Genomic DNA, 16,876 nt, shown 5'->3' on the forward strand with positions numbered 1-16,876 from the left:
TTATTGGGCAAAAATAGTGCTTACGGCAATTTCAAAATCTGGCAACACGGGTGCGGCAGAGCAGATGTCGTCTTCAATGCAGATTTTAACGTTACGTCGTGAGGTATAGACTTGCACTATTTTTTCGTCAGGGACAATATTCCATACCACTTTTACCCCTGCTTTGAAATACTCGGTAATTTTCTCTTCAACTTTATAAAAATTATCGCTACCCGAAATAATCTCAATCATAAATTCAGGGATAACGTCTTCGCCCCTTTTAGTACGAGCTATTTGTTCGTCACTCAAATACGCAATATCGGGTCTTCTCATCTGAATGCCTGAAAGCATGGTATCATATTCAGCTATTAACGTTCCAGATTTCCACATTTCTTTTTGGCTAAAAAGTTTATTTAAAGCCTGATAAATGTAAACTTGATGTTTGTTCATTCCCGTAAACTTAATGATTTCTCCGTCGTTCCACTCATATTTGAAGCCGTCGTTGGGCTCCCAAATCTGGAATTCCGACCACGTACGGGGCAGGTGGGTGGTTTGTTGAAGCGTTTTCATTTGAGACGAAGATTTTTAACAAAAATAACGTTTTGATAAGAAACTACCAAAGGCTCGCTTTGAGGATTCATTAAGTAATAGGTACGACGATTTCGCTGCTCATACCCCCATCAGGTAGGTTTTGAATGTGCCAAGTTCCGTTGAGACTTTCAATGCGTGCCTTTACGTTTTTGATTCCTTTTCCGTCAGATTCATTGTCAAAAAATCCACGGCCATTGTCGGAAATAATTAAGGTTAGCGGCTCCCCGCCTGCAACGGCGGAACGCCCCAATGGGGGAGTAAGTTTAAGTAGCTCAATTTTGGCCTCGGTGGCTTTAGAATGTTTCAGGATGTTGTTGATAAGTTCGAGGCAGATGCTGTAGAGTTCAAATTCTATTTTGGGCGAAAGTCTTCCCAAGTTTGGGTCAATAGAGAGGTCAAATTGAATGGTTTTGGTTTGGTTAATTTTTCGGACAAAGTATCGGAGTGCTTCGGCAAGTCCTTGTTTTTCAAATTCTTCGGGCAGGAGGTTGTGGGAGAGAAGCCTGATTTCGTTGTAGGCGGTATCAAGCATTTGTTTTAAATGTCGGTAAACGTTTTTTTCTTGTTCGTCGAGCTTATTGGTATCAATGGCATTGACAGTATAGATTAGCGACGACATGGTACTGCCTAGGCTATCGTGCAGGTCGGCGGCTACGCGCTTGCGCTCAATGGTTTGGCCTTGGAGGAGGGCAGCGGAGATTTCGGCATTTTTTGCAAGAAGTTCCAGATTGTTCTTTTTGAGTTTTTTATTTGTACGAAAAATATAGACAGTTGTAAGCAAGCCGATTATACTCAAAGTGATGAAAAGCCATCTCAATTGATTTTGTCTTTCATTTTGCAATCGTAATTTTTCAAATTCTGATTTCTGTAATTTTTCGTTTTGTTCTTTTAAAGCTAATTGAGATTTTATTCCTTCGAGGCTGTTTTTTTCTTCTACTTGTTTTTTAGAAAGTTCAAAGTCCCTAAACATTATAAGAGAGTTTAGAGCTTCTTTATAATTGCCTTTTTTACGGAATATCTGAAAATCGTAGTAAAAAAGTTGTTTTTTGTCAAGAAGGTAATATCTTTTTGTGTATTTTAAGTACTTTGATGCATTATCTAAGTCATTTTTATTGAGATAATAATTTACTAATATTTCGCTAATATCGCTATGTAAATATTTTTGGTGGTCTGTTTCTGTTGGAATTTTACTAAATGCCGTTAAAATATAATCCAACCCTTTTTTCTCTTGTTTTAGATTTAACAAACAAACACCAATGTTTAATTTATTAGCCCAATAGTTTTCTAAATCGGGGTCATTCATTAAATCGTATTGTTCAAAATCAATAAGAGCTGATTTATAGTCTTTTAAGTTTAGATGAATATTTCCCTTGTGGTTTAACCCCAAAAGGATTAAATTCTTGTTTTTTATTTTTTTTGCAATATCAATTCCTCGGTTTATTACAAATATTGATTTAATTAAATTGGAATGTTTAGAAATAATATACCCCATTTTTATCAATGTATGAGATTGTCTAGCAAAGTCGTTCAATATTTCAAATTGCTTTTCGGCTTGTTCTAATAATTCAACCGATTTTATGGGTTCACCGCTAGACCCTAATCTATTGCCTCTATAAAAAGAGAGGATCGCCTTTGCCTTCTTCCATTTTGTTTTAGTAAGTAGTTGATGAAATTGTTTATCGTAGTAGTGGTATTTTTTTGGTTGAAACCGATGAGCAATAAATATAATCGAATCCAAAGTAATAATCATCGAAGTATCTCTTCCCAATGATTGGGGGAGTTTCAATAAGCTTTCATACTTCTTTTCCAGGGCTAAGTATTTTTGTATAGCATCTTGCCCCTTACAAGCCAGATTGTTAGAACTCAAAAGCAACAATATCGTTAGCACCTTCCTCCTCATAGTCGTTAAATTTATCCTAATCTTAAAATTCACTTTTTGACGCTTCAATTCAAAATACTTTACCCAAAAACACTCAAATATCATGGTAAACCATGAGAACAAAATCATGGGATACCATGAGTTAAAATCAGGGTAACTGACTAGAAACGGTTTGGGAAAGATGCGACACCTTTGTATCAAAACAATAGGGATGTCATGCTCACCAAACGCGAAATAGAAATATTGCAACTCATCAGCCAAGAATTAACTACCGAGCAGATAGCAAGTCAGTTGAAATTGAGTGTTCCGACCATCGAAACCCACCGTCGTAATATGCTGCAAAAGACGGGAGCGAAGTCGGTGGTGGGATTGATAAAACTCGCTTTTAAAGAAGGACTAATCGACTAATTTTTGCAAAAACAATTGAATTACTTAAACCATAAATCAATGATTCCTACAATGAAAAAGTTACTACTTACTCTTGCTATTTTATTCCCCCTTTGGGGGCTAGGGGGCTTGTACGCCCAAACCGACCTGAAAAAGGCATTTGATGAAAACAGCACAACTTTTGACAAAGAGCCCATTAAGTGGGTGCAGAGCCTCCCCGAAAACGTTCGCTTTTTTGGAGGTAATGGGGAGGTTTTCAACAAACAACAAACCCTCGAATTAGCAAAACGAACTGCTTCGGGCAAGTCCACCTCCTCTTTTTCTGACGTACGCGTGAAGCAGTCGGGGAAATTGGGGGTAGTTTCGGGAATCAGGTCGCACGATTTGGTATTTGCGAACGGCTCAAAAATGAGCTGGAAAGATGCTTTTACTTACACTTTTGAGTGGCAAAACAACCAGTGGGTACATACCGATATACATCATACCAAGATTGACTATCAGACGGGAGGCGAAGACAACACGTTTACGACCCAAATGCAGCAAAAAATAGAGAACGAATACAAGACCGATTCAAAAGCCTTTTATGCCAATCGCCTTTCTGATGATTTCAGATATGCCACCGTGCAGGGCAGCTATCTGACCAAAGAAATGGTTTTGAAAAGCGACAAGCAAAACATTATTTCGACCGAGTCGCTCCAACCTATGATTTTTCAATCGGGGGACTTGGCCGTTTCTACGGGTATCCACAAAACCGTGCGTTTAGACAAAGACGGTATCGAGCGCAGTAAGCAAGTAGCGGCTACCTATGTTTTTCAGCGGCGCAATGGCAAGTGGATGTTTGTAAGCTCGCAGCAAACAGATATAGTGCGATAGTTTGCAGCTACGTACTGACTTTTTAACCCTTGAACAAAAATCAAAATGAATCTGAAAACGCTCTTAACCGTCAATGCAATCGTAAATTTCTTATTTTCGATTCCTATGCTCATTGTCCCGCAGTTTATTTGCGAAATATACTCTTCGGGAGATGTACTTCTCAACGAAGGTACTTATTCTATCATTCGTCACTATGGAGGTTTGATTTTTGGTCTTGGTATTGCCTTTGCTTTGCTAAGAAATCAGCCCTATTCTAATGTCATAAAATCGCTTATGATAGGCGCTATAGTAGCCAATGTGCTCCTTGCTATTACACACACAATTTCAATTTTGAAAGGCATAGATAACGCTCAGGCATGGGGCATCGTAGGCATAGGCTTCGTGCTGGCTATCTGGATGGTCTTGATTATTCAAAAGTCGAAATCTGAATCATAACTTATCTATGATTTTTATCGCTGATGATCACCGACTTTTTGTGGATGGGCTTCGTTTTATTATTGATTATGCAACCGATTATAAACTCGCAGGGGTGGTTTATAATGGCAATGAAGTGATGCCTTTTCTCAAAAAACAGCCCGTAGATGTATTGCTTTTGGATATTGATTTGCCAGGGAAATCGGGAAAAGAGATAGCCATTGAAGTAAAGCAACAGTATCCATCCGTTAAGATTCTGACACTCTCTATGCTCAACGACTACGACACCGTCAAAACCATGTTGGGGTTGGGGGTAACTGGCTATTGCCTGAAAACGGCGGGGAAAGACGAACTCCTCGCCGCACTCGCCAGCGTGAGTAAGGGGGACGTTTTTATTAGTGGTGAATTGATGCCCGTTTTACTCAATGGTAGTCGTTTTGTCGCGACCAAATCGAAACCGAGTCCAATCAAGACCCTTACCGACCGAGAACAGGTACTGTTGAAAGCATTGGCAAAAGGAAAAAACGCAGCGACGATTGCCCAAGAAATGAACCTGAGCAAGCATACGGTTGAGAGTCATCGCAAAAGTATTTATTCCAAACTCAACTTACACAGTGTAGGGGAGTTGATGGCATTTGTTCGCGAAAATGGCTTGTATTCAGTCAATTAGATGAGCGTAAATAGTCTAATCGTTTGGTTGCTGATTTGCCTTAGCTTTTCGGTCAAGGCGCAAAATTATCGCGCTACCTTATTAAGTACCGAAGAGGGTTTGTCGCAAGGCTCAGTATATGCCATGCACAAAGATACCCGTGGCTATGTTTGGATAGGTACCCAAGACGGCCTCAATCGCTATGATGGTACGCAGGTAGAAGTATATAGGCAGAAAACAGGGCAAAAGGGTTCAATTAGAGGGCGTTTTATGAACCGTATTGTTGAGTCCCCCGACGGCAAGTTGTGGATAGGGACGGAAGATTGCCTCAATCTTTACGACCGTAACACCAACACTTTTTCGCAAATCTTTGCTACCAATTCCGAAGGGAAAGATGAGACGGGACACATTATGCCCTTTTTGGCTACCAATCGAGTGCTGTGGTACTGGTCAGGAAAAGAGGGAATTATCAAATATAACCACGCTTCAAAATCAAAAACGACCGTATTCACTGATTTTTCTTTTTCGATTACTCACTTTGTCAATCAACACGATCTCTTCTTTGATAAGCAGGGGCAACTCTGGCTAAAAGCCAACAGCGGTGTGGTATGTTTTGACACGCTTTCGCGTCAGGCACGTTATTATTTTAGCGATGATTTGCGCAATGAGGTTGGCAAACCTACTACTTTTATTGAGGTAATGATGGATCAATCGGGGATGTTGTGGTTTGGAACACAAAATGGACTGATTCGGTTTAATCCCCACAATCAGCAGTATAAAGTGTTTTTAGAAGCCAACGGTCGCCGTTTGGACGATGTACATAATATCGTCCAAACCCCCGATGGGGTGCTTTGGATAGCGACACAATCGGCGGGTTTACTCCGATTTAACCCTCAAACAGCGTATTTTCAGGAAGTCAAATACCATCCTCCTTCCGTTCCTCCGCTGACCCCCGCTTATTTTCTATTTACGCTTGGCGACGGAATCGTCTGGGTGCATATTGAGCCGATTGGGTTACTAAAACTTATTCCCAAGGGAAAAAACTTTTTGACTGTCAATTATAACTCGCACCGTGCGCTGGAAAGTAACTCGATTCGATGTTTGGTGGAGCATGACCAAAAAATATGGGTTGGAACTACCGTTCATGGATTATACGTCTATAATCCTAGTACAGATAAAATAGAGAAAAATGTATATCTGCCGACACTGCCTTCGGAAACCATTTGGTGTTTTCATCGAGATGAGCAACATACTATTTGGTTAGGGACAGGCAAAGGCTTGGTTGGGTTTGATAAAAGGAAGAATCGTTTTCAAACATTTACCAATGTCCTGCACCGCAACGATAGGGCGCTCAATGCCAATTTTATTAAACACATTGGTAGTGCGTCCGAAAACCAATTATTAATAGCGACCGAATCGGGAGTGTATCTGTTTGATAAACAAAAACATAACTTTCAGGAAATACGTGCCTTCGAGAAACAGACGATTGAATTTGCTGTTCGATTGCAAGGAGGAAAAGTGATGGTGAGTGTTGAGAATAAGGGCGTACATGTTGGAAAATTAATCAATGGCAATTGGGAAGAAGAACGCCATCTTCTTCACCAAACCCACGTATTATCGTTGCTGGAGCAATCAGGGCGTTGGTGGCTAGGCTGCGCGGATGGATTAGTCAAAGTAGATATTGGAAAAAACTATCAGTGGCGGAAATATGATGAAAGTAATGGGATGGCCAATTCGCACGTGTATGGCCTGTTGATGGACACAAAAGGGTATTTTTGGATGAGTACCAATCGAGGTATTTTGCGATTTGATAGTCAACAAGACAAGTTTTTGCACTTCAAACCGACGGATGGGCTGCAAGGAAATGAATACAATAGAAATGCGTATGTAAGTACATCGATGGGAATGATGTATTTTGGCGGAGCCAATGGGTTTAATTATTTTGATCCTAATGAGATTGCACTCAATCAACACTACCCCGAAGTGAGGTGCTGGAAAATGAGTTTTGCCAATGAAAAATCAACGACGATTTATTTGGATAAGCAAACCGAGCTTGCGTTAAAAGCCGACCAAAACTCGTTTTCGATAGAATATGCGGCCTTAGATTATGTAAGTAATGGCCAAAACACGTACCAATACCGTCTCAAAGGACTTGACAATAGATGGAGCCAGGCCCATCAACAAACCACGGCGCAATTTGTACAAGTACCCGCAGGAAAATACACTTTTGAAGTGAAAGCTGCCAACAGCGATGGGGTTTGGAATCCTGTGTCCACGACGTTGCAGATTGAAATAGCGCCGCAGTTATGGGAAACCATTGGTTTTAGAGCTACAATGCTTTTACTCCTACTAGTGGGAATTTATGGATTTTACCGTTATCGGCTATATGGCATAGTGCAGCGGCAGCGGAGGGAACTGGCCGTGATGGTGCAGACTCAGGAAGCAGAGCGGATGCGTTTTGGGCAAGACCTGCACGATGGCTTGGGAGCCAATTTATCAGCGATGAAAATGGTGCTTGGACTTCTCAATGACCCTGCATCCTTGCCTATCAAAGAGAAGACCGAATACCTTCTTAATGAATCAATTGATGACCTGCGACAGTTGATTCATGCCATGAGTCCACGGAGTTTGGAGCGGTTGGGCTTGCTCAAAGCCGTTCAAGAATTGGCGGTCATCATCAATCAAACAGGTAAAGTACAGGTAGTTGTAGAATCAGATAATTTTCCTGAAAACCTGCCCGAGGAAATGCAGGTAAATTTGTACCGAATGGTGCAGGAACTCTTTCAAAATGCGCTCAAGCACGCCCAAGCCAATCAAATAATACTCAAATTGAGCCGAAATGCCCATAGTTTGGCACTTTGTTACACCGACGACGGCCGTGGACTTGATACATCTCTTATTTCTGCTACTGGCAATGGGTTATCTAATCTCCATACCCGTACTCAATTGCTCAATGGTAAGCTTGATATAAAGTCGGTGGTGGGTAGAGGTACAGCCATAAGCATAGAGATTCCTTTTTAAAATGAGGTGAAGGGATAAAAACACGTATTTCTACGTATTCGATTTACCCTAATTAAGGGATGTCCCGCCTTCCAATTATCCCGACCTTTGAAATATGAAATCCAAACAACAACGATGGAAATGGTACTTGGTGATTGTGCTGTCGATCGTGGCGGTTTTAGTAGCAATCGTAGGGTTGTTGTTTGGGTGAAAAATAAATAAGGAAAATGGCCGATTGTCGCCACATCCTTACATTCTGAAATCTTAGTTTTTATGAACCGTTATTTAATTCCCATGAAAAAACTCATCTTATTCTGTTGTATTTTATTGGTTGGCTGTCAGCTCTTTGCGCAGAAGAATAGAAACCTCGCCCGTGTCCAGCGTCTGGATGGGGTAGAAGTGTATATTTTGGCCGAACCCCTTCGCGATTATGAAACAATGACTAGCGTAACTACTGGTGTAAAGGCGGAGTCAATACTGACAGGTGGATTGTTTAACGAAAGTATTACGGATAAAGTACTACAATACATTCGCCGAGCACGTAAGCAAGGAGCTGTCTTTGATGCAGTACTTTATTCGGGTGGTAAAAGCATCGTGACTATCCGATTTACAGACAAGCCTTCCGAAAAAACGAAAGGAATTGCACAGGTGCGACAATTAGATGGTGTTGACGTATATGTATTAGCGGAGCCCGTCAAAGATTACGAAACGATTATTTCTTCGGGGAGTAGCCTCAGATGGAAATCGTATCTCACTGGTGGATTGGTTAACAATTCTATCGAAGAAGATATGGCAGGGTTCATAAAAAAAATGCGCACTAATGGCGTGAATATGGAGGGGCTGATTTATTCAGGAGGAAAGGCAGCTATTAGCTTTAAATACAAATGAAAAAATGTCATGAACGGTAATATCAAATTTTTAGGAGCACTCGCACTCGTTGGTTTGGCGATGTTTGCTTATGAAGAATACAAAACAAGCCAACAAAAAAATGCGTTTATGGAGCAGATTCAGGCCAGCAACCTTGCCCAACAACGCTTTAGAGAGGGAGTTAATAAACTGAATGAGGTTGGCAATGGAGACTATACCCAAGGAAGTACTTCGGCTTCACAGGATTACGATCCCAATACAATTGTGAATGACCCATTCGGTGTAAGTATCCCCCTATTAGCTGATTTAAAGATGGTGCCAAGTGCTTCTAAAAACAGTTATGCTTTTGTAGATGCCCGAAGCGGTTCTCGGAATGACCTTATTATTGTAATGCCTACTGACGAAGATTTGAATACTATTGTTCAGAATTTGCAATCAGCAGGAACTACTTTTACCAGAGTTGAAAATGGTATTTTTACTTCAATCAGTAACAATGGGATGACCTTGAATATGGTCTATAATGTTTCCCCGAATGGGGGTGGACTTTCCATCATGCGCTGGATTACGGGCGCACCAGCTATTTCACAGCAAACTATAAATGCGCTTTTTAATGGGATTCGATTTAGGGAAGCTACTGCGTCGCTGGCAGAGAGAAAGCAATTAATGGCGATAGATTTACAGAACCAACGAAGCTATAACGCACAACAAAGTGAACAGCAACAGATTGAAAGCCTAAGACGGCAAAGGGTATATGAACATGGGATTCATGAACTCAATAGTGTTGGGGATAATTGAGCCTGAAAAAATAAAACGGCAAACATGAAAAGCCTATTATTTTTTATCTCATTTCTAATCGTGTTTAACAGCATGGCACAGCAAATCAATGGCAAATACCAGGGTAATCTGACTGTTATCGCTAATCAATCAGTTTTGAAAAGCAGTGTGGTACTCAACGCCAGGGAAATGTCTATAACAGGTACGATGACAATTTCTGTCAACGGAACAGACATCGCTTCTGCATTATCGGGAAAATTATCTCACGGGATGTATTCAGGTACATTGACCAATGATACAGGTACTGGTTTTTTTTCCATTCACTATTTGAATAAAATGAGTAATGGCTTGCCCGGCCTTTTTGTACAAGTGTTCGAACAGGGACAGATAATTCTTTCAGGCACACTACAAAAAGCAGGAAAACCTGAAAATAATATAACCCAACCACCTAAAAAAGCACCGAAAGGTAACAATACCCTACCGCGCGATCCTAATTTGATAGGTGTTTGGAGCAAGTTTTCTGCCTATAACCGAAACAGCATGAATACCGAAGAATACTGGGCTTTTAATGCTGATGGTACCATGGAAGGAAAAAGTCGTAGTTCAGCCGCCATTTACCAGCCCGGATTGGAAGCTAACTATAATGGGGGCTGGACTGAGAATGAAGGCTTCAAAGCCGAAAGAGAAGCAGGTATCAGGTGGTTTACGAGAGACGGACAGCTACTTTATAAAATGCCGGATGGTACAGAAAAATTTCAACTCTATTACACAATCGAACACTACGATGGGAAAATTAACCTTTTCATGAGGGTAAATCCGAATCAGCAAAAAGCAGGAGCAAGTTTCACTAAAGTAAATTGATTATCAAATTCTTACACAATGACTTTGTCTCTACAAAATAGGTATATCCAAACCCAAAGGATGTTTTGGTTGGTGCTGTTGTGTTTATTTTTGGGTAAAGTAAAAGCTCAGGAAATAAGCAACCTCAAAAAACAAAAGCCTTTCGAGATTCGCGGCAGCCTATCGGCTGGAATGTGGTTCTATGGCAGCAATGGCATTGCTAACCGTCGTCAGCCCTTTAGCTGGTACTTAACAGGCTCTCCGGCTATAAAAATTTATGGTATAAGCTTTCCTGTTACCATGACCTTCAGCGAGCAAGAGCGACGTTTTTCTCAGCCTTTCAACTATTATGGGGTAAGTCCTTATTACAAATGGATCAAATTACATTTGGGTTACCGAAATGTTCGTTTTTCAGATTTTACCTTGGCGGGAGCCAATTTTCTGGGGGTTGGCGTAGAACTTACCCCTAAGAACCTACGATTAGGATTCGTCTATGGTCAGTTTGCCCGTCCTATCGAAGAAGATGCTTCAGGTACTGATCCACGATACAGTTATTTGCGTCCTACTTTTCAGCGGTTGGGTTTTGCCGCCAAAGTGGGTTTCGGTAAACCCAACGCTTATGTAGATTTTACTCTTTTTGAGGCTCATGATGTGAGAGAATCTATTCAGAAACCTTCGGTTAGATCGCGGGTTACGCCCATGCAGAATCTGGCTACAGGAGTTAAAACACACTTTGGCTTGTTTAAAAACCACCTTCTGTTTGATTTTGATTTGGGGGCAAGCCTCCTTACCCGTAACTTGTATAAACATGATATAGAAAATCCCGCGCCTTGGCAGAAAACATTACTGGATTACTTCGCCATCAACAACAGTACAGTGTTTTTTACAGCAGCACGCGGCGGTACTTCCTTGTCTTTTCAAGGAGGCAGTTTCCGTTTAGACTATCAGCGTATTGACCCTGACTATCAATCATTAGGGGCGTACTTTTTTCAGAATGACGTAGAGCAGGTAACACTTTCACCTTCGTTCTCTTTGTTCAAAAACCGATTAATGGTAAGTGGTTCTTACGGACGCTCCCATGATAATCTCAACGGGAAAAAACCAGCTACAACCTATCGTAATGTAGGGGCTGTCAACTTGAGTGCATCAATTGTTCCTCAGCTCAGTATCAATTTGAGTTATTCCAATTTTGGCGTAGGGCAAAGCCGTGGTTTGGGCGACCTGTTCAACGATTCTTTGGCAGTGAGTGTGGTTAATTCTTCTTATAGCGGAAGTGTCAATTACTCGGTGGGTTCACGTGTACGGACGCATTCCTTTGGGCTGATGGCCACTTACCAAAATACCAACGACCAAAACCAATTTACCCGACAATTCACGGGAGCGTCAAGCTTTGTTTCGGCCTTGAATTATAACTTTTCTTGGCAACCCCAAAAGCTCAATGTAGGTACTTCATTTAGCTATGTAGCTATCCAGACGGGCGGTAAAGATTTGGTTTACGTGGGTCCAAGTATCAACGTCAGTAAGGAATGGATGAAGGGTTTTTTGCGGACAAACCTAAATCATAACAGCCAAATACGTACTGCCGACGGTCAGAACGACGGTTTGATGACCAATACGGGCGCCAATGTGGCATTTGTACGCAAAAAGCAGACATTAAGTATCGGCCTTAATTATCTCTCCAACCGCTACAATGCCCAAGCCGATGCTTTGAATTTTATAGATTTTACTGAATACAGAGGAACGATTACGTACGGTATTCGATTTTAAACCACTTTTTATGATGAAAAAGATTTTTCTGGCTTTTTGTATCTGTCTATCTGCTCCCGTATGGAGTCAGATAAGTGTAGAGGTGCTGGTCTCCAACAACCGTATGTTGTCGCGTTTGAGTGAATTGGAAGAGTTGGCCAATAGCAGTCAGCTGGTTATCCGATTGAGGAATAGTACTCCATTGCGACAAAATGTCCAGTTAGAGATGCGGCTAACTTCTCCGCAGACCTCATTTTCAATCCATACCAACCGGGATGCCGCTCCCTCGTTTTTTTCAGTCAATGCTTTCGATACGCGAACCCTTAACGTGAGCGATTTAAACGAACTCTTTGACCAAAATAGTTTTGTATTGGGGGATGGTCGCACCCTTTCTGAGTTTTTGGCTGGTGATCCTACGGGCCAGGTGCCTTCGGGGCAATACCGTCTGTGTGTACGGGTGGTGCCTGAATCGCTCACGCCGCCTCAATCGACTTCATTTCAAAGCGAAGGGTGTACCAACATTACTTTTCAGCAGTTCAATCCGCCGGTTATCAGTTTGATCAATAATTACCCCTATTCTGAAGGGGTAACTGTGCCTAAGTTAAGTAATCCCAATGCCCCCTTTCCCATTACGTTTACTCCGCCCATTTCTGTACTTACCAACCCCGTTAATATTTTGTTTAAATATACTCTTTTCGTGGTTGAGCTTTTTGAAAATGACCAGCGAGATCCCAATCAGGTAGTTCAGGCAGTGATAAACGGAACAGAACCGCGCGGAATCGTTGTAAGAAAAGAAATCTTAAACAGTCCCGCAGGTCAGGCACAAATCACCGCGAATCTGTTGCCGGTAGATTTTAGTGCCCCCTTTCAATTGGGGCAAAATTATGCCGTTGCAGTTTTAGCCGAATTGCAGGGAGCTACTACCGCCGAACTGCCCAATGGCGGCCTAAGCCCCATTTGTCAATTTCAATATGGACGAAGAACCGTGGTCAATCGTCCGTTTACGGGTCGAAAAGGGCTGGATACATTTATCAAGATTTTAAACCATTTAGATTCCCCCAATAAAAGTACAACTGAGCTACTAATTGAATCTTTGGCTGAATTGGGCAGGCAAACAGTTGTTATGAATACCAATAAAACTTGTTATTCTACGCCCAATGCAGTGCTTTGTCTGAAGTTGGATAGTTTATATGATATTAAATATCCCAATAGAGGAGTGAATAGTTTTATGAAATTGGTTACCAATGATTTGGCCGATGATTTAGGGCAGGGTGATGCTTTTAATGTTTGTTTAAGTGGAGGTTCAGTTAGGGGGTTTAACTTACAGCGAGTGGGAAGTTTAACAGCAGGCTTAAGTGCATTTATGCAAAAGCCATCAGCCCAGGATGTTACAGATAGAATGACCTCAGTTTGCGGAGAGTCTTTTGGGGCTGGTGGTGGAAGAAATACGGATGGTTCAGGTGAATGTAATGATTGTTATGTAGATCCGGAATTAGGGTCACTTTTGGAACATGGAAGCATAGATCAACTAAATCCTTATGTACAATATATCAATTCGTTATTTGCAAACTGTAGTCCTTCGGGTAATAGCGGAATGCCTGACAGCGGTAATAGCGGAATAAAAAATCCTGACGGTAGTACTTCCGAAAACCCTTCCAATAATTCTGAAACGGAAAAGAAAATTCAGGATGACAAAGATCTTGCATCAGATGTAGGGGATATTTTCATTAATGGGATGGCAGCAACTGCGTCTGCTATGAGCGGAAATATATCTGGGGTAATTACTGCGGGTGTAGATGCTGGCTCAGCATTTCTTGGGAATGAAATGAATGTTGAAAATGAAAATATTAGAGAAGGGGCAAACGTGGTCGGCAATATTATGTGGATGGCAGGAATAGTGGAAACTGGGGCTGAAATATTGGGCGCAGGAATTGCAGGAGCGACTATAGGTACTGGGGTTGTGATAGGCTTAGGCATTGCAGGTGCTCTAAATGGAGGGTATCAATTTGTACGTGGGCTTGAAGAAGAACAAAAGGCAAGAGAGGAGAGAGTAAGAAGAGCAAATGAAGAGGGTGTTAAGAGAACGGGAAATATCAATTTATTAAAACTAACCTTAGGTGATAATGCCAATAATAACCGTGAAGAACATCAAAAGATAGTTTATGATATCAAAAAACGATATGGCTGGTTGGGGTGGGAAGATGTGTTTGGTGGAGGTAGTAGTAATGTTAAAGGTAATGGCCCGGTGGTGAGTAGTGGCTTACACGCAGGAAAAGAATTAACAGGCTTTGCTTGCCGAATGGTTGCTAAATGCAATCAAGATGGGTGGGGCAGTAGTCAATGCAGAGGGTTTTTAAATACATTTAATTGCAAAGGCGATTCACGAATTATGTACATGGATCCCAATGCCTTTGCGGGTTGTGGCGCTCCACCTTATAAAAATAAATACGGCTGTACTGAAAAAATGATAGGCCAGCCCGGTCCGGACAATCTTAATGACCCTTGTGCAAAAATCGCAGCAAACAAGGCTTTCTTGGCTAAAATCCTTAACAAGGGCAAAGACCCAAGATTTACGGATCCTGTTGATCCTAATTCCGGCATAGATATCCCTACCGGTGGCGGCAAAAATGGGCCGGGACCGGATCCACGTCTCAACCCAACCTCTAACAATCCTCAATCTGTCTTGGGAGGTCAAAGTTCACCGACAACCCCAACGAATACTATACCGAAACCGGTCATTGATAAACCCGCTGTCCCCAAGCCCAACGGAACAAGAAATAATAACCCCGGACAAAATCCTGATCCTAACAAAAATCGCAATAACCGATAAATCGTATGAAAATTCAATTCAAAATCATTCTTTGGTCAGTTATATTCAGTTGGTTGGCCATAGGTGATATCGTAGCGCAGACCGCCCCTTCCAATTTAGTAGCTACCCCAAAATCGTCTTCTCAGATTGACCTTGCCTGGAAAGACAACGCCGGCAATGAAACAGGCTTTGATGTTCAGTGGGGGGAAAACACAAACTATTCCACAGGCTCTGCTTCGATAACCACTAAAAACATTGAAGCACACAGTGTAACAGGCCTCAAAACAAGTACAAAATATTTTTTTCGGGTAAGGGCTAAAACGGCTACCACAGTCTCCGCTTGGGTTACGGCCGAAGCGGCAACGTTAGACGTAACCCCCACAGCGCCAAGTGCTTTAAATCTGTCGGTTCAGAATAATGGTACTCAGATAGCCGTTTCTTGGAAAGATAACTCCGGGAATGAAACCAATTTTGACATTGAGTGGGGGCAAACCGGTAATTATGGTTCGTCAGCCGGCGTAGGAGCAAATGTAAGTTCCTATAACATTACAACAGTCCCCTGTGAAGCTTACTATGTGCGGGTTAAAGCTCGAAACAGTGCCGGTTCGTCGGCTTGGATAGAGAATAAAACAAGGACTGACCTAACGCCCCCCGCTGCGCCAAGTACGTTGGCAGGCAGTGTAGTAAGCAGTACCCAAATTAATTTGAGTTGGACAGACAATTCGACCAATGAAAGCAACTTTGTGGTTCAATACGCAGATAACAGTACATATACCAATGCTACCGAAGCAGTATTGAATGCCAATTCACAAAGCTATAATTTAACGAATTTAAAGGCGAGTACCGGTTATTATTTTCGAGTAAAAGCTCGTAATTGTGGCGGTGAATCATCTTGGACTGATAGTAAAGGTGCCACACAGTCGCCGCCCGTAACGTTACCTTCAACTCCCGCAAATTTATCAGCGAGCGCAGTATCAGCTACCCAAATTGACATCCGTTGGGAAACAGGTAGTGGAGGAGGGCAACCTACTGGTTTTGACTGGCAATGCAGTACCGATAAAACCTTTGCTACTGTTACTAAATCGGGAAATACTGCCACAAAAGATGTATCTGTGATAGGGCTTAATTCCAATACCCTATATTACATTAGAGTACAGGCTAAAAATAGTGCAGGCAGTTCGGCCTGGTCGAATGTGGTGGAAGCCACCACCCAATCGCCGCCCGTAACGGTCCCGAGTGCTCCTTCAAGCTTGTCTGCAAGTGCGGTAAGCAGCAGCCAAATCAATCTAATTTGGAAGGATAACTCCAATAATGAAACGGGTTTTGACATTGAACGCAGTGGTGACGGCACTACTTTCAGCGCTTTGGCGAGTGTTGATGCTAACATAACTACTTACCAAAGCACGGGTCTAGTTTCTAACACAAAGTATTATTACCGAGTAAGGTCTAAAAACAGTGCCAGCAGTTCGGGTTGGTCGAATGTGACAGATGCCATAACGCAATTGCCACCTGTAACGACACCTTCTGCTCCTGCAAGTTTGTCAGCAAGTTCAGGTAGCAGCAGCCAAATCAATTTAAGTTGGAGTGATAACTCTAACAATGAAACAGGTTTTGACATTGAGCGAAGCGGCGACGGCAGTAATTTTAGTGCCTTGGCGAGTGTAGATGCTAATATAACTACCTACCAAAATACAGGGCTGGTTTCCAACACAAAGTACTATTACCGAGTCAGAGCAAAGAACAGTGCAGGCAATTCGGGCTGGTCAAATACCGCCGATGCTACCACCCAACAACCACCCGTGACCGTTCCCAGCACTCCTACCAACTTGTCGGCTTCTACAGCCAGCAGTAGCCAAGTCAACCTGACTTGGGGCGATGTGACTAACGAAACAGGCTACGACATTGAGCGTAGCACCGATGGCAGTAGCTTCTCGGTATTGGCCAGTGTAGATGCTAACGTGACCACCTATGCCAACACAGGCTTGGCTGCCAGTACCAAATATTGGTACAGAGTCAAAGCCAAAAACTCGGCAGGCAATTCGGGCTGGTCAAATACCGCCGATGCTAC

The 16,876-nt window shown here is 42.2% G+C and carries 13 protein-coding genes; 11 read left to right on the forward strand and 2 right to left on the reverse strand.

All coding sequences use genetic code 11. The features are described from left to right. Together AC23P2_RS18680 and AC23P2_RS18685 are read right to left on the reverse strand one after the other, a co-directional pair. Positions 1–549 carry a Uma2 family endonuclease gene (locus tag AC23P2_RS18680; RefSeq protein ID WP_487774602.1) on the reverse strand — a complete coding sequence of 183 codons (549 nt, stop codon included), beginning with the start codon at positions 547–549 and terminating at the stop codon, positions 1–3. A gap of 70 nt (positions 550–619) precedes the next feature. After that, on the reverse strand, positions 620–2,518 hold the full coding sequence (locus AC23P2_RS18685; RefSeq protein WP_487774603.1) for a sensor histidine kinase: 1,899 nt from the start codon (positions 2,516–2,518) through the stop codon (positions 620–622). Positions 2,519–2,665: 147 nt separating this feature from the next. Here AC23P2_RS18685 and AC23P2_RS18690 point away from each other — a divergent pair, with 147 nt between their 5' ends. The 11 genes from AC23P2_RS18690 to AC23P2_RS18740 all read left to right on the forward strand — a co-directional run. Beyond that, a complete protein-coding gene (locus AC23P2_RS18690) occupies positions 2,666–2,857 on the forward strand; it encodes a response regulator transcription factor (protein ID WP_472490357.1) in 192 nt (63 codons plus the stop codon). Positions 2,858–2,908: 51 nt separating this feature from the next. Next, entirely contained in the window at positions 2,909–3,709 is an 801-nt protein-coding gene (locus tag AC23P2_RS18695; protein ID WP_487774604.1) for a nuclear transport factor 2 family protein, read from the forward strand. 45 nt (positions 3,710–3,754) lie between these two features. Beyond that, entirely contained in the window at positions 3,755–4,144 is a 390-nt protein-coding gene (locus AC23P2_RS18700) for a hypothetical protein (RefSeq protein WP_487774605.1), read from the forward strand. A 7-nt stretch (positions 4,145–4,151) separates the two neighbouring features. Further along, positions 4,152–4,793, forward strand: coding sequence for a response regulator (locus AC23P2_RS18705; RefSeq protein ID WP_487774606.1), 642 nt, complete (start codon positions 4,152–4,154; stop codon positions 4,791–4,793). After that, the gene (locus tag AC23P2_RS18710; RefSeq protein WP_487774607.1) at positions 4,794–7,793 is read left to right on the forward strand and encodes a sensor histidine kinase; all 3,000 of its coding nucleotides are present in this window, start codon (positions 4,794–4,796) and stop codon (positions 7,791–7,793) included. Positions 7,794–8,066: 273 nt separating this feature from the next. After that, positions 8,067–8,660, forward strand: a complete 594-nt coding sequence (locus AC23P2_RS18715) for a hypothetical protein (protein WP_487774608.1) — start codon at positions 8,067–8,069, stop codon at positions 8,658–8,660. A 9-nt stretch (positions 8,661–8,669) separates the two neighbouring features. Then, entirely contained in the window at positions 8,670–9,434 is a 765-nt protein-coding gene (locus AC23P2_RS18720) for a hypothetical protein (RefSeq protein ID WP_487774609.1), read from the forward strand. Positions 9,435–9,458: 24 nt separating this feature from the next. Continuing rightward, positions 9,459–10,274: a hypothetical protein gene (locus AC23P2_RS18725; RefSeq protein WP_487774610.1), complete on the forward strand. Its 816-nt coding sequence runs from the start codon at positions 9,459–9,461 to the stop codon at positions 10,272–10,274. A gap of 18 nt (positions 10,275–10,292) precedes the next feature. Then, the gene (locus AC23P2_RS18730) at positions 10,293–12,020 is read left to right on the forward strand and encodes a hypothetical protein (RefSeq protein WP_487774611.1); all 1,728 of its coding nucleotides are present in this window, start codon (positions 10,293–10,295) and stop codon (positions 12,018–12,020) included. A gap of 10 nt (positions 12,021–12,030) precedes the next feature. Next, the gene (locus AC23P2_RS18735) at positions 12,031–14,829 is read left to right on the forward strand and encodes a hypothetical protein (RefSeq protein ID WP_487774612.1); all 2,799 of its coding nucleotides are present in this window, start codon (positions 12,031–12,033) and stop codon (positions 14,827–14,829) included. Positions 14,830–14,834: 5 nt separating this feature from the next. Next, on the forward strand, positions 14,835–16,876 hold a 2,042-nt coding region (locus tag AC23P2_RS18740; protein WP_487774613.1), incomplete at its 3' end, for a fibronectin type III domain-containing protein.

The sequence above is a fragment of the Runella sp. R0.1_18 genome (genome assembly GCF_057652155.1).